At 41.9% G+C, this 14012-nt stretch carries 13 protein-coding genes; 6 read left to right on the forward strand and 7 right to left on the reverse strand.

Going from position 1 to position 14012, the window contains the following annotated elements; translation table 11 throughout:
• Nucleotides 1-316 precede the first annotated feature (316 nt).
• The 3 genes from A3774_RS04450 to A3774_RS04460 are packed head-to-tail and all read left to right on the forward strand — an operon-like array spanning nt 317 to nt 5066.
• Nucleotides 317-2932, forward strand: coding sequence for an efflux RND transporter permease subunit (locus A3774_RS04450; protein WP_067863740.1), 2616 nt, complete (start codon nt 317-319; stop codon nt 2930-2932).
• 14 nt (nt 2933-2946) lie between these two features.
• Entirely contained in the window at nt 2947-3756 is an 810-nt protein-coding gene (locus A3774_RS04455) for an outer membrane lipoprotein-sorting protein (protein ID WP_067863743.1), read from the forward strand.
• Nucleotides 3756-5066 (forward strand): hypothetical protein, encoded by a 1311-nt coding sequence (locus A3774_RS04460; protein WP_067863746.1) that lies wholly within the window; start codon nt 3756-3758, stop codon nt 5064-5066. The genes A3774_RS04455 and A3774_RS04460 overlap by 1 nt, the downstream gene beginning before the upstream one ends.
• A 33-nt stretch (nt 5067-5099) precedes the next feature.
• Here A3774_RS04460 and A3774_RS04465 read toward each other — a convergent pair whose 3' ends face one another.
• Nucleotides 5100-6380, reverse strand: coding sequence for a GGDEF domain-containing protein (locus A3774_RS04465; protein ID WP_067863749.1), 1281 nt, complete (start codon nt 6378-6380; stop codon nt 5100-5102).
• A 180-nt stretch (nt 6381-6560) separates the two neighbouring features.
• Complete coding sequence (locus A3774_RS04470) at nt 6561-6974, reverse strand: YgaP family membrane protein (RefSeq protein ID WP_067863752.1); 414 nt, start codon at nt 6972-6974, stop codon at nt 6561-6563.
• A 208-nt stretch (nt 6975-7182) separates the two neighbouring features.
• On the opposite strand from A3774_RS04470, the gene A3774_RS04475 reads away from it, so the two are divergent.
• Nucleotides 7183-8112: a universal stress protein gene (locus tag A3774_RS04475; protein WP_067863755.1), complete on the forward strand. Its 930-nt coding sequence runs from the start codon at nt 7183-7185 to the stop codon at nt 8110-8112.
• A gap of 25 nt (nt 8113-8137) precedes the next feature.
• The gene (locus A3774_RS04480) at nt 8138-8401 is read left to right on the forward strand and encodes a hypothetical protein (RefSeq protein WP_067863758.1); all 264 of its coding nucleotides are present in this window, start codon (nt 8138-8140) and stop codon (nt 8399-8401) included.
• Between the two features lie 139 nt (nt 8402-8540).
• Here the strand turns inward: A3774_RS04480 and A3774_RS04485 are convergent, their stop codons facing one another.
• The 5 genes from A3774_RS04485 to xthA form a co-directional block, all read right to left on the reverse strand.
• On the reverse strand, nt 8541-9266 hold the full coding sequence (locus tag A3774_RS04485) for a hypothetical protein (RefSeq protein WP_067863761.1): 726 nt from the start codon (nt 9264-9266) through the stop codon (nt 8541-8543).
• Between the two features lie 115 nt (nt 9267-9381).
• Nucleotides 9382-9699, reverse strand: a complete 318-nt coding sequence (locus A3774_RS04490; protein WP_231867934.1) for a 4a-hydroxytetrahydrobiopterin dehydratase — start codon at nt 9697-9699, stop codon at nt 9382-9384.
• 84 nt (nt 9700-9783) lie between these two features.
• Complete coding sequence (locus A3774_RS04495; RefSeq protein ID WP_067863768.1) at nt 9784-10050, reverse strand: hypothetical protein; 267 nt, start codon at nt 10048-10050, stop codon at nt 9784-9786.
• A gap of 72 nt (nt 10051-10122) precedes the next feature.
• Nucleotides 10123-11382: a DEAD/DEAH box helicase gene (locus A3774_RS04500; protein ID WP_067863771.1), complete on the reverse strand. Its 1260-nt coding sequence runs from the start codon at nt 11380-11382 to the stop codon at nt 10123-10125.
• A gap of 195 nt (nt 11383-11577) precedes the next feature.
• Nucleotides 11578-12393 (reverse strand): exodeoxyribonuclease III, encoded by an 816-nt coding sequence (gene xthA, locus A3774_RS04505; protein ID WP_067863774.1) that lies wholly within the window; start codon nt 12391-12393, stop codon nt 11578-11580.
• Between the two features lie 193 nt (nt 12394-12586).
• Here xthA and gorA point away from each other — a divergent pair, with 193 nt between their 5' ends.
• Nucleotides 12587-13939 carry a glutathione-disulfide reductase gene (gene gorA, locus A3774_RS04510; RefSeq protein ID WP_067863777.1) on the forward strand — a complete coding sequence of 451 codons (1353 nt, stop codon included), beginning with the start codon at nt 12587-12589 and terminating at the stop codon, nt 13937-13939.
• Nucleotides 13940-14012: the final 73 nt, after the last annotated feature.

The raw sequence follows: 14012 nt of genomic DNA on the forward strand, positions 1-14012 counted from the left end.
TTCAAAATTATACTCCGAAGCGCTTAACTATTAATGTTGGAAATGTAGTTTCCATACCGCTCACGCCAGCGTTACTGCTATTAATTATTATCAACTTATAGTTATTAATATATAGTTTTTTATAACTGATCTCATCTTACCTAGTTTGCTGCTTTTTCGCAATTTTCTAATATATTGCTGTCAGTATAGGGCATAACTTAACCTCTGCACCTTAGTCTAGTCTTAGTTTTATAGAGCCTTAATATATTGCAATATTAGTTTATACTAATATAATTGATGTTTATTTACTATAAGCTTCACACTATAGGGGTGCTCAATGGGGTTTAAAACGCGGCTGGTTGCTTTGGCGATGGAAAAACCTAAGTCGGTTTTTCTGATGATTATTGCTTTAGTTGTACTGGCGGGTCTACAAATACCGAGCATTAAGGTAGATACAGATCCGGAAAATATGTTGCCCCATGATCAGGTTGATCGTGTTTTTCATGACAATGTTAAAAAACGGTTTTCGCTCTATGACTCTATTATTGTTGGTGTCGTTAATACCGAAAGTGAGCAGGGGATTTATAATCCACAAACTTTGCAAGATCTGCATCAGCTTTCCGCTGCAGTTCAGTCTATGCAGGGGGTTATCCGTCAAGATCTGATGTCGTTGGATACGGTGGATAATATAAGTCAGTCGGTTGATCAGCCGGGTACTATTCGTTTTGAATGGATGATGAAATCGGCACCGACAACGCAACTGCAGGCTGATCAAATAAAAGCATCGGTCGAAAACCTACCTCTACTACAAAATACACTTGTCTCTGGTGATGGCGAAGCGGCAGGTATTTATATACCCATTGAAAGTAAATCTGAAAGTTACCGTTTATCTCAAGAGATTCAGGTTGTTATTGATCAGTTACAGGCAAAGCATCCTGATTCTGGGAATGAGTTTTATATGGCTGGCCTTCCCGTTGCTGAAGATACTTTTGGTGTCGAGATGTTCATTCAGATGGCGATCTCTGCTCCTTTAGCAGGGTTGATGATCTTTATTCTAATGTGGGTGTTTTTCCGTTCCATGTTATTGATTACCGCACCGATGCTTGTTGCATTGGCAGCGGTCATTATTACGATGGGTCTATTGATTGGGCAGGGCTATACCGTCCATATTATGAGCTCGATGATCCCTATTTTTCTGATGCCTATCGCCGTTGTTGATTCTGTTCATATATTGTCTGAATTTTCAGATCGCTATAAACCGGGAGATAAACCTAAAGCTGCGTTAAGAGAGGTGATAGGGCATCTATTTACACCGATGTTTTATACGTCAATTACATCAGCTGTCGGTTTTGCTTCATTAGCATTTACGCCAATTCCCCCTGTGCAGATTTTTGGCCTACATGTGGCTTTTGGTATTTTGCTTGCTTTTGTTTTAACCGTGACTTTGGTGCCTGCCTATATTGTTAGTTTATCGCCTCAACGCTTGGCTGCACTTAAAGATCATTCTATTTCGGAGCAGGTGCATGAGGATGATGCTAGCCTGTTGAGTCGCTTGCTGTCCATTACCGGGCGTTTCTCCATCGCTAAATCTAAAGCCTTGGTGGTCATGTTTGTCGGTGTAGCGTTAGTGTCAATTTATGGATTAACAACCATTCAGATTAATGATAATCCCGTGCGCTGGTTTAAAGAGGATCACCGACTTCGTATCGCCGATAAAGTGATGAATGAACACTTTTCCGGTACCTATGATGCCTTTTTAGTTTTGGAGCGAACCGGCTTGGATCAGCAGAAAACGGCTTTCCTTGCGTATTTACGCAAACAGGTAAATACGCGTGAAAATGCAGAAGGAGTTGTTGCTAAGTTAGATGAGATTTTAGATTCGCTTGATAGTGAAGAGTACAGTGCTTTGCTACAAAAGCTCACCTTCGAATTAGATGATGCTGCTTATGAGGATAGTGCTAATGAAGCGAGTTGGTTAGCTCTATTAGATGCTGTGGAGAAAGTGCAATCTGAAAGTAAGTATTTTCTGACGCCAGAAGCATTAGCTTATTTGGATGACCTCCAGTTATTTTTAAATGATTCCGAGTTAATCGGAAAAAGTAATTCCCTTGTTACCTTATTGAAAACTGTATTTAGGGAGTTGCAAGGGGGCGATTCTAGCCAGTACAAACTGCCAGAAAGCAGTAATGCTGCGGCACAAACTATTTTAAGTTTTCAATCCTCTCATCGTCCCGATGATCTATGGCATATGGTGACACCTGACTACAATTCGACTGCACTATGGCTACAACTTAAGAGCGGTGATAATCAGGAGATGAGTCGGGTTATTCAGCTTGTAGATGATTATGTAGCTCTACATCCTCTCCCTGAAAATGTTGAGATGAACTGGGCCGGTTTAACTTATATCAATGTGGTTTGGCAGGAGCAGATGGTAACTGGCATGTTAAGCAGTCTTACGAGTGCGTTTTTTATGGTGCTGGTGATGATGTTTGTTCTGTTTCGCTCAATAAAACTCGGCTTATTAGCGATGCTGCCTTTGACGGTCACGATTTTATTTATTTATGGTCTGATCGGTTTTGTCGGTAAAGATTATGATATGCCGATCGCTGTTCTCTCCGCCCTAACTTTAGGGTTATCAGTGGATTTCGCTATTCACTTTTTGGAGCGTTGTCGGGCAACCTATCAGCAAACAGGTAGTTGGCCTGAAACCGTTGATGAAATGTACAAAGGTCCCGCTCGAGCTATTAGCCGAAATGCGGTTGTCGTGGCGATAGGCTTCACCCCTTTATTATTTGCACCTTTAGTGCCTTATATCACCGTCGGTTTTTTCCTCGCGATGATTATGGCTGTTTCTGCTGTAGTTACCGTGGTCTTATTACCCGCTGTAATTAACGGCATTAAAAATAAAGATAAGCTTTTTTCAGTATCAGAAAATGATTTATTAAAAAAGTAAACAGGAGAAAGGTAATGTTTAAGTTAATCTCCATAACGTCGCTGTTTGTTGTGGCTGTCCTTAGTGTTTTCAAAAATGTTTATGCGGCGGACTTAACTAATGCAGATGAGATAGTGTCCAAAGCTAATCTGGTCTCTTACTACGCGGGTAATGATGGTCGTTCGGAAGCGCGAATGTTAATTAAAGATGCTCAAGGTAGAGAACAAAAGCGGCAATTTACTATTTTACGTCGTGATCGAGAAGAGGGTGGTGAACAAGACTTTCTCGTTGTATTTAGTCGTCCATCCGATGTACGCAATACCGTATTTCTTGTGGCTAAAAAGCCGGGTGGGGATGACGATCGTTGGTTATATCTTCCTGGCTTAGATTTAGTAAAACGTATTTCGGCCGGTGATAAACGTACAAGTTTTGTTGGCTCCCACTATTTTTATGAAGATGTATCGGGGCGTAGCATAAGGGAAGATAGCCATCAGTTACTGGAAACTACAGATAAACATTATGTGATAGAGAATAAACCTCTAGATACAAATAGTGCTGAATTTAGTCGGTATATTGCTTGGATTAGCAAAGCTAACTTCTTGCCGGAAAAAATAGAATATAGGGATGAGAACGATACAGTCTATCGACGTGTAGAGGTTCTTTCTAGCGCACTTATTCAAGGCCATGAAACGGTAACTAAATCAAAAGTTTCTGATCTGCGTAGCGGCGGTTCAACTACCTTAGAGTTTCGTTTTCAAAACTATGATCTAGGTATGGATCAGGCTGTATTTAGTGAGCGCTCATTGCGTAAGCCACCACGTGAATGGTTGCAGAGAGGACAGTAATGAAGTCTAAAATAGCCCAAGCAAGGCTTATATTTACGGTTGTAACCTTCTCGCTCTCATCTCTACTTTATGCGGCAGATGATTGGGGGGATGACGCTTGGGGCGAAGAGGAGAAACAAGGGGCTATAGTACATGGCTTTATCGAAACCGCTGTCGGTAGCCGAGTGAGTGATGATGCGTTAATAAGTGATGATTTAAGCTTGGCAGAGGTGCGTGCCCGAGTTGAAGCGGAAAGTTATCAAGGTGACTTGCGCCTGAGCGGTAAAGTAGACCTATATGCTGATGGGGTTGAGAGTGGTTTAGATATCTATCTACGGGAAGCTGTGGCGGAGTTTTCCCTGGCGGATAATGTTGATGTGAGAGCGGGGCATCAAGTTTTAACTTGGGGTACTGGGGATCTAGTCTTTTTAAATGACCTGTTTGCTAAAGATTGGGTATCTTTTTTTGCTGGTCGAGATGATGAGTATTTGAAGGCGCCTTCGTCTAGTATAAAACTGTCTGCTTATGGGGAAAAAGCGAATATTGATTTTGTTTGGACACCTATATTTAACAGCGATAATTTTATTTCAGGTGAGCGCTTTTCCTATTTTTCACCGAGGGTGGGAACACAAGTAGCCGCACCTAACGGAAAGCTCGTACCGGAAGAGCCAAGTGAGAGCTTCAGTCATGGTGAGTTTTCAGCGCGTATTTATGGGCGTAGCCAAATACTTAGTGGTCGTAGTACAGAGTGGGCATTGTATGGCTATCGCGGCTTTTGGAAACAACCTAATGCTATTAATAGTAATAATCAGCCTTATTTCAGCCCGTTAACAAGTTTAGGTGCTAGCCTTCGTACGAATATTGCTAGTGGTATAGGTCATACTGAATTAGCGTGGTACAACAGCGTTGATGATGGAGGAAGCGACCCTTTAATTCCAAATAGTCAGATTCGTTTTTTAATGGGCTATGAGCAGGAGTTAATTTCGAAACTGAACTTAGGCGTTCAATACTATTTTGAACATATACTTGACTACGATGCGCTGGCAGCTAATGACGGTGGTTCTATATATCGCCCTGATGAGCATCGGGAATTATGGACTCTTCGCTTGACCTATAGAGCGATGCAGGACAATTTAACACTTAACTGGTTTAGCTTTTATTCGCCTACAGACCAAGACTACTATCACCGCCCCTCAGTTAAATACCGCTTTAATGATCAGGTGAATTTAACCTTAGGTGGAAATATTTTTGGCGGAGAGCAGCCCCATACTTTTTTTGGCCAGTTTGAAGATGCATCGAATATATATGCACGGCTGAGGTGGAGCTACTAATATGCTTGGTAGACTGAGTATGAGGCGAATTTATTAAGCGTAATCTTTTCGCTGCCCACGACGGGTTGGTTTTGGCTTAGGTTTGTAATGGACCGTTGTAGAGCAGTTACGACCGTTTTTCTTCGATGCATATAGTGCCTCATCCGCTTTTTTTATAACGGCTTGGGCATCGGCTAAGTCCGCTGTTTTTTCACAAATACCAATACTTATCTGGACACTGACTACTTCACTTTTATCGCGTTTATGGCGCTGTTGTTGGCCCTGATCATTATCTTTTGGACGATCTTGATTACGGATATGCATCGGATAATTGGCGATTGTTTCCCTGAGCTGCTCTATATAAGGGAGTGCTTCCTCCTCGTTTTTACCAGGGAAAACTAAGGTGAACTCTTCCCCCCCATACCTATAGGCTTTGCCGCCACCGGTGACTTGATTTAGCTTTGCTGCAACCATTTTTAAAACCTGATCACCTACATCATGCCCGTAGGTGTCATTAAACTTTTTAAAGTGATCAATATCACACATGGCTAAGGTATAGCGTTTACCTAAGGTTGCTAATTTATCTTGCAGGGCTCTACGGGCGGGAATCGCGGTTAATTCATCAATAAAAGCCATCTGATAAGAGTTTTGCATTATTGAAATCGCTAGGGCAATTAGACTGGCAGATACAAACAGGGCTGAGATAAGAGGTTTATCGAAGTAACTTAACATGATTAATGCTGAGATAAATGAAGCAAGTAGGGCCGCATCTGTATAAGTTTTACGTATCGTAAAAGAGAGTACTACCGGAATAAAACAGACCGTAAAAGTAATAGCGGCGGCTTCACTTAGGTAATATTTATGGAACAGCATCTCTAGCATGCTCATCGGTAGATCAGCTAAATAAAGCCCTATAGAGCCGTTGGCCCAACTTAAATAAAGGGTGAGATAGCTGAAAACTATAAGTGCGATTCTAATGATACCTATAGGAGTAAATAATCCTCGCTCTTTATAGATAGCGATTAATGCCATATGAAGAGGGAGTAGTACCGATATGCTACTGAATAACACAAAAGCATCAGGTTGGTTCAGACTGGTTTGTAAACCATGTTGAATAAGCCAGTAGGCGCCACTTAAATTGAGGGCCGTAAACAAAATTTGGCTTCTTTTAAACCAGTAACCTAGTAGTGCGACAATAAAAGCGACAGGGTAGGGGGTTAAGGATAAAATTTGTTGATATTCGTGGCTAAGTTGAGTGGCTATAGGCAGCACAAGACCCATACCACCAAGTAGTAGCAGAGAAGGCAAAATTAAGCCTGCAAGTCTTAAAAACAAATTTATAATCCAACCGAGTTAACAACTGCTCCATTGTAACGACAGTGAGCGAAAAGTAACGACAGTTAATGAAAAAAATTGTTCTTAAACAATAAAAAAGCCGAATAAAGGTACTCGGCATAAGTTACAGGCTTTATACGGGACCCTATCTGAGGTCACTATAATGCGCTATTTGAGCGTTTAAACCCCTTCTGTTTTTTTACAGCCTAGCATTGTTGCGATCATCATCGCTGGACACCAACCAGTGAAGGCTGACTGGCTTAAACTCACACCAATAATAGCGGTGATGATTAGGAGCATAGGTGTTAGGTTTAAGAAGAGTACCGCTGCTACCGTTAATAAGATTACCGACCCTGCGATAATATGAACCGCTTGATTGACGGTGACACCTTCACTGCTACAGCGTTCAGCTTTAAGACCCATTTTTTGAAAGATAAGTATGGCTGGACACCAACCTGTAAATGCGGATTGAAATAGATTCAAACCAACAAAGCCGGTTAGGTAATACCAGTTTGGATTCACGTAGGTTCCGAGTGCTAAGCTGGCAAGGACAACGAGGCCTGCCATTAAGCGTAGGGCTGCATTGATAGTCATAAAGCCTCCTGTTTTCAGAAAGTGTAGATTAAGATTAATTTATATCTCAATATTATATATAAGTAATTTCTAATATAAAAGTTTTTTTATTCAGTCGTTAAATGTTTCAATCAAGGTACCTTTCATCTATTGAATCTATACTTTGAATAGTTATCCTCGAGTGCAACGTCCGTAACTAAGAAAGATTAAGCCTATGATGAGGGAGAATATGGATAAAATTCTGGTTAATATCGATTTCAAATATGACAACGCAGGCTTATTAGACAAAGCGATATTGCTAGCAAAGCAACATTCAGCGGTTATTGAGTTGTTTAATTGTTGTTACAACCGCGGGATTACCCAAGGGTATATGTTTGATAAAGCGGCAGAGCAGAAAGCAGAGCACGCTTATATTCGTCAGACGGAAGCGAAACTAGAAGCCTTATCCGAGAGGGTAGAAGCTGCGGGCGTTAAGGTCAGTTTTGATGTGTGTTGGGAACGCCATCAGGTTGAGGGTGTTTTGCGTAAAGTCTTGCGTTTTGAGCCTGATCTTTTAATACATGGGGTTCAGCCCCATCGTGGAATAGGGCACTATTTGTTTGCGCCTATAGACTGGCTGATTGCAAGGAAAAGCCCAGTACCTGTACTGTTTGTAAAACAGAAACCTTGGAAAGATATCCTCCGTATAGCGGCCTGTGTGGACCCCTTCCATCAAGGTGATGAGCAAGGCAAGATAGATAAAGTTATTTTAAAAAAGGCTCAAATGTTTATCACTGATAATCTAAGTGAGCAACGTGTTTTACACTGTTTCAATACATTACCCCACGAAGCTATTTTTGATGAGCACATGGTGACAGATTATGCTGCTTTACAAGAACGAGTAGAAAAAGAGCATGTGAAACGTTGTAATCGATTGCTAGCTGAGTTTGGTCTTAGCGTTGATTCTGAATTGGTTGATATTATAAAAGGCGAAGCGGAGTCTGTAATTAGCCAATATGCAGAGCAAAAAGGTATCGATGTGCTGGTGATGGGTGCGGTGGCGCGAGGTATGTTCGATCGTCTTCTGTTGGGCAGCACTATGGAAAAAGTAGTCGATGATGTTGATTGTGATGTGCTAATCGTTAAAGGGCCGGATTTTAAATGTCCAGTGGTGGAATAAACAAAGCCGGTTGTAAAGGGATCTAATGCGTTATCTTTTTGGTGTGGTTTTACCTGCATTATTGCAGGTGCTTGTGGTTTTTATTGTGATAGAAACAAATACAGGCAATGGTTCTTGGGCGGGGCTTGCTGCTTACCTTATTGGTATTTTCGCTATCCCATTAACGGCGATTATTAATGCGTTATATATATGGAAAAGTCCAGATGAGCACTTTCTCAATATGATCGGGAAGTGCTTTAGTATTTCTGTGATCGCCCCGATTCTTTGTATTTTTATGATGTTTTTATAGTCATATTTTAAGTGCAAAGCGGATATATGTAACTTTATTAATTTACAAATATAGACCCATTAAGCTCGTAATAACGGGAGAATATAGGCGATTAACAGGAAGTCTAGAGATGTTAAGCACCTTTTGATCTTTCACTTTTTCATACTAATGATGTGCCATCGGCGTTGATACTCAGCTCTCCATTCTTGGAAAATTCTAAGCTGATTTCAGGGTAGGCTTGGGAGCGGTTGTCACCTAAGTAGGCAGAGAAATTTTCTAAAATAATATCCACTTCCGACTGTGTTTGAGCTTGTGCTAAGGCTTCACGCATAGGCTCAGTCGCCTGAATCGCCGCTACATGAGAGGATAAAGCGTGAGCCGTTTGTAATGTTTTAAGCATTTCGGGATGTTGCTCGAATGCCGTCGTTAATTCCGCTGTATAGGCATAATCATTAGGTAGAACCAATTTTCCTTGGTCATCAAATTGAATGGTTTGAGGCGCTTCAGGAATATTGTTTTGAGTTAAAAAGTTGGGGAAGACAGAAGAAATATGTTTTTGTAGTGCCAATACATTATTAGCACTAGGTAAGAGAAGATTAGATGCGCCAGAGGCTAAGTCGTTAACTGAGGGGGATTGGGTGAAGTAGCTATCTAAGTCGATCTCCTTCGTACCACTTCCGGTATCCATTTGATAAACGGCTGTGCTGGTTTGCATCGCTTTGGCTTCATCAGATAAGGTCACGCTTGAACTGTTGATCGATGGGTAAACCTTTGCCCCTTGGGGGTGAGGATTTACCTCTTGGTTGTTAGTGGTTAGAGAGCTATTTATCACCTTAGAGGGCGTAGTATAAGCGGTGTTGTAGCTGTTATTTGTATAAATGGTCATGGCAAAGCTCAAAGTATAATCTATGTTAGCTTATCTAAAGCGATTTATGTGCCAGTTTTGTGGGTGAAGCTTATAGCCTAAAGTTATTCGGACTGAAGGGGGGAGATAAGAAGAGTTACTGTTTTGCCAGTTTATATGCGTACAGATCCATTTGTTTGGCAAGGTCGACATCTTTGTCGGAGATTCCAGATACTTCGTGGGTCATTAGTTGAACGTTTACCTTGTTATAAACATTAAACCATTCGGGATGATGATTGATTTTTTCGGCGTAGATGGCGCATAAGGTCATAAAACCGAATGCAGTGCTGAAATCATTAAATACAAATTGTTTGGTTACTTTTCCTTTATCTATATGCCAGCCACTACCCGTTGTATTGAGCTCATCAAGAAGGGCTTGAATCTGGTCGGCATTAAACTTATTGCCTGTCATCATAGTGCCTATACTGAGTATCAATCGAGTTGGGTCGAGCATGTTGATAAATGGGGTGTATCCCCATTTATCTATGCCAGTGCGTTTTTACAGATCAAGGTTTCGAGTTAAAACTTCAGCGGACTTAATAATACGTGTTGTCCGATAAAGTTCTGGGTGCTTTTCATCATCGGAGTATCCTACTGGATCTCCAGCGCCCGTATTGACGAACCAAGAATTTTCCGGACTGCGTTCATCCAGTAATTTTTTAAATTCCGCCGGTTTAATGCCCAGCGCTTGAGCCGCTGCATTGTAGGTGCAGCGAGTTTTTACTGCATTCAGGTAGTCTCGTATGATAATAATTTTATCCAGCATTAAAAGGTAATTCCTAAAAAGTTAATATTTGTATAGCTGTATTTACCTGTTAGCTATGATCGACATCGAACGTTATTTTTCGCCCCAAATTTTCTTAGCGGCTTCCGCAGCACGGATTCTATCTTTTTTGCTCATGCGTTTGCCTTTTACCGGCGCTTGACCTTTTTGTTCTCGAACCTCAATGGGGACGATACTATCGCGCTCAAACCCTTCTATTTGCTCACGTTCAAGGGTTTGTTTAATGCGCTTTTCAATCAGTTTAAAGTGACTGTCACCTTCATGGTCGATGAAGGAGAGTGCTAAGCCTATTTCGCCTGCGCGACCAGTACGTCCAATGCGGTGTACATAGTCTGCTGGCGAACGGGGTAGATCATAGTTTAGCACACAAGGGAGATTAGGGATGTCGATGCCGCGTGCAGCGAGATCGGTGGCCACTAATATCTTACATTTTCCTGACTTAAAATCAGCTAAGGCGCCACTGCGCTCTGCTTGAGTTAAGTCTCCGTGTAGTGCTTGTGCATTAATATCTGCACGGGATAGTTTTAAAATTACATTGTTGGCGGTACGTTTACTGGCAACAAAAATTAAAACGCGAGACCAGTTCTCTGTTTTTATCAGGTGCTTCAACAGCATAGTGCGATTGGTACGATCGACCTCTATTGCGCGTTGTGCTAATTGTTCAGGAATTGTAGCTTCTTGTTTAATCGAGATTTCAATAGGGTTATTGAGTATCTCTTGAGTCAAGGTCCGGACACTGTGTGGAAACGTAGCAGAGAAGAGTAAATTTTGTCGCTGCTCTGGGAGTTCGTCAAGAATATCATCTAATTCATCACTAAAACCTAAATCAAGCATACGATCTGCTTCATCTAACACTAAGCTGTGTACGGCGCGTAGATCAATTGCGTTACGTTTAAATAGATCGATTAAGCGCCCAGGGGTGGCTACAACTATATCGCAACCACTACGCATGGCTTGCATCTGAGTATTGATAGATACACCGCCATAGACAGCGAGTGATTTTAATCTGCGTGGGAAGTATTTTGCATATTGTTGAACGGCTTCTTCAACCTGAACGGCTAATTCACGGGTAGGCACCAGTATTAAAACGTTAGCGTGGTTGCTACGCGGTGGAATTGAGTCTTTCATCCTTTCCAGTATAGGCAGCACAAACCCTGCAGTTTTGCCTGAGCCTGTTTCTGCAGCGGCCAGCACATCTTTACCTTCTAACGTCGCTGGAATGGCTTTCAGTTGGACTGGCGTTGGTTCGGTGTAACCTAAATCCGTTAAAGCATTTAACAGGAAGTCGGAAAGATTAAGTGAAGAAAAAGACATAAAAAGGTAACTGCTCAAGATTCAGGAGATCGAACGGTCCATTCTAGCAGAATTGAGTAGAATTATCGGCCTGTTCTTTTAAGCCTTAGCAGATTCAACGGTAATACTGAGTTCTTTGCCGATGCAGGTGGAGGGAAACCCTATTTAAGTAAGCCTTGCCCTTAAGCGCTTAAGGGCAAGGTTTCTATATTTGAATTATAGATCCAGTTCTGCCCAGATAGGGGCGTGATCAGAGGGTTTTTCCATGCTTCGAATCTCATAATCAACACCGGCATCTTGGCATTTCTCTAGCAGTGGTGCTGTTAGTAAAATACCATCAATACGTAGACCACGTTTAGGATCATCAGCAAATCCCTTTGAGCGGTAATCAAACCAGCTAAAAACACGGTCTTCATCAGGGTTAAGGTAACGGAAGCAATCAGTTAAGCCCCAGTCTATTAGTTTTCCATACCATTCCCGCTCTTCCGGTTGGAAGCTTGCTTTGCCTGTTTTTAACCAACGTTTACGGTTAGGCTCACCAATACCGATGTCTTTATCTTCAGGAGAGATATTTAGGTCACCCATAACAACGATATTTTGTTCAGGTGAGCAGTGGGTCTCTAAGTGACTTTGTAGGTCGGCATAGAATTTACGTTTAGCTGGGAATTTTATTTCGTGATCTACACTTTCACCTTGAGGGAAGTAACCGTTCATGACTCGAACCGTATTGCCGTTGTCTGTTTCGTAATCACCCATAATCATGCGCTTTTGCGCATCTTCGGTATCTGTTAGGTAACCTTTCTGTACATTGGTCAGTGGCTTTTTGGAGATAAGACAAACACCGTAATGGCCCTTTTGTCCATGGATTTCGACGTGGTAGCCCATCGCTTCAACATCGGCCATAGGGAAGGCTTCATCATGGACTTTGGTTTCCTGTAAGCCGATGATGTCTGGTTGGTATTTGTCGATAACGGCTTGTAGTTGGTGGAGGCGTGAGCGAAGGCCATTCACGTTGAAGCAAATTAGTTTCATCTGATCGCTGTCCTGATCGGTAAATAAATGAATATGAATTTTATTGAACAATTAAGGGGAAAGATACTCTGAAAGTGATTAGGAAAATCAATTAGGCTATTTAACTTTCTTAATTAGCCCTCATAGTAGTATCAATGTAAATTGATACTTATAAAATAGACCCATCTTTAAGACACAAGTAAAGGAGCCTGTTGTGGCGGAATATGATTTTGATCTATTTGTAATTGGTGCCGGTTCAGGTGGTGTGCGTGCAGCTCGTATGGCTGCTGGTATGGGTGTAAAGGTAGCTATAGCTGAGGATCGTCATTTAGGCGGGACTTGTGTCAATGTTGGCTGTGTACCCAAAAAGTTGTTTGTGTACGCTTCGCAATATGCAGAAGGCTTTGCTGAAGCTGCGGGATTTGGTTTAACCAATAAAGGCGTGGAATTTGATTGGCCCACTTTACGTGATAATAAAACTCGAGAGATTGAGCGCCTAAATGGGATCTACCAGAATCTTTTAGTTAATTCTGGCTGTGAGCTGATAAATGGTCGTGCGGTATTGGTTGATGATCATACTGTGGCTGTAGGTGATAAGCAGTATAGCGCTGAGCGTATTTTGGTTGCGGTTGGTGGTTGGCCAAATGTGCCTGACATTCCAGGCAAAGAACATATCATTAGCTCTAACGAAGTCTTTTATCTGGATGAGTTTCCTAAACGTGCCTTAGTCGTTGGCGGTGGTTATATTGCGGTCGAATTTGCAGGTATTTTTTCAGGCCTTGGTACTGAGACAAAATTGGTTTATCGCGGTGATCTGTTTTTACGTGGCTTTGATAATGAAGTACGTGAGTTTGCGGCGACAGAAGTGGCTAAAAAAGGCGTAGATCTAGTATTTAATAATAATGTTGAATCTATAGAGAAGCAGGCGGATGGCTCTTTGCTTGCTCAGATGACAGACGGTTCTAGTATTGAAACTGATCTTATTATGTACGCAACAGGCCGTAACCCTAAAGTAGCTAACCTTGGTTTAGAAACGCTAGGCATTAAACAGGCTAAAAACGGTGCGATCATCGTTAATGATGAGTTCCAGACCAACGTTCCTTCTGTGTATGCAGTAGGAGATGTGATTGATCGTGTTCAGTTAACACCGGTAGCTTTGGCTGAAGGTATGGCCCTAGTTAATAACCTATATGCGGGTGAGAATAGAAAGGTTGATTATGACCTAATTCCAACCGCTGTTTTCTGTCAGCCTAATATAGGTACCGTGGGCTTGAGCGAAGAACAGGCGCGTGAAAAATACAGCAATGTTGAGGTGTATAAATCGAGTTTTAGAGCGATGAAGCATACCTTAAGCGGCAGTGAAGAGCGTACCTTTATGAAGATGCTGGTGGATGCTGATTCACGTAAAGTTATTGGCGTGCACATGGTTGGTCCTGATGCAGGTGAGATTATTCAAGGCATAGGTATCGCCTTAAAAGCGGGTGCCACTAAAGAGGTGTTTGACTCGACTATAGGTATTCACCCAACAGCCGCTGAAGAGTTTGTGACTATGCGAGAACCTGTTTAACTTTCTTATAAGCTCTCCTTCCCTTTGAGCTTAGAGTTAGCCCGCTTTGTGCGGGCTTTTTTTGTCTGTGATT

Source organism: Neptuniibacter marinus, assembly GCF_001597725.1.
In the GTDB taxonomy this organism is placed as follows: Bacteria; Pseudomonadota; Gammaproteobacteria; order Pseudomonadales; family Balneatricaceae; genus Neptuniibacter; species Neptuniibacter marinus.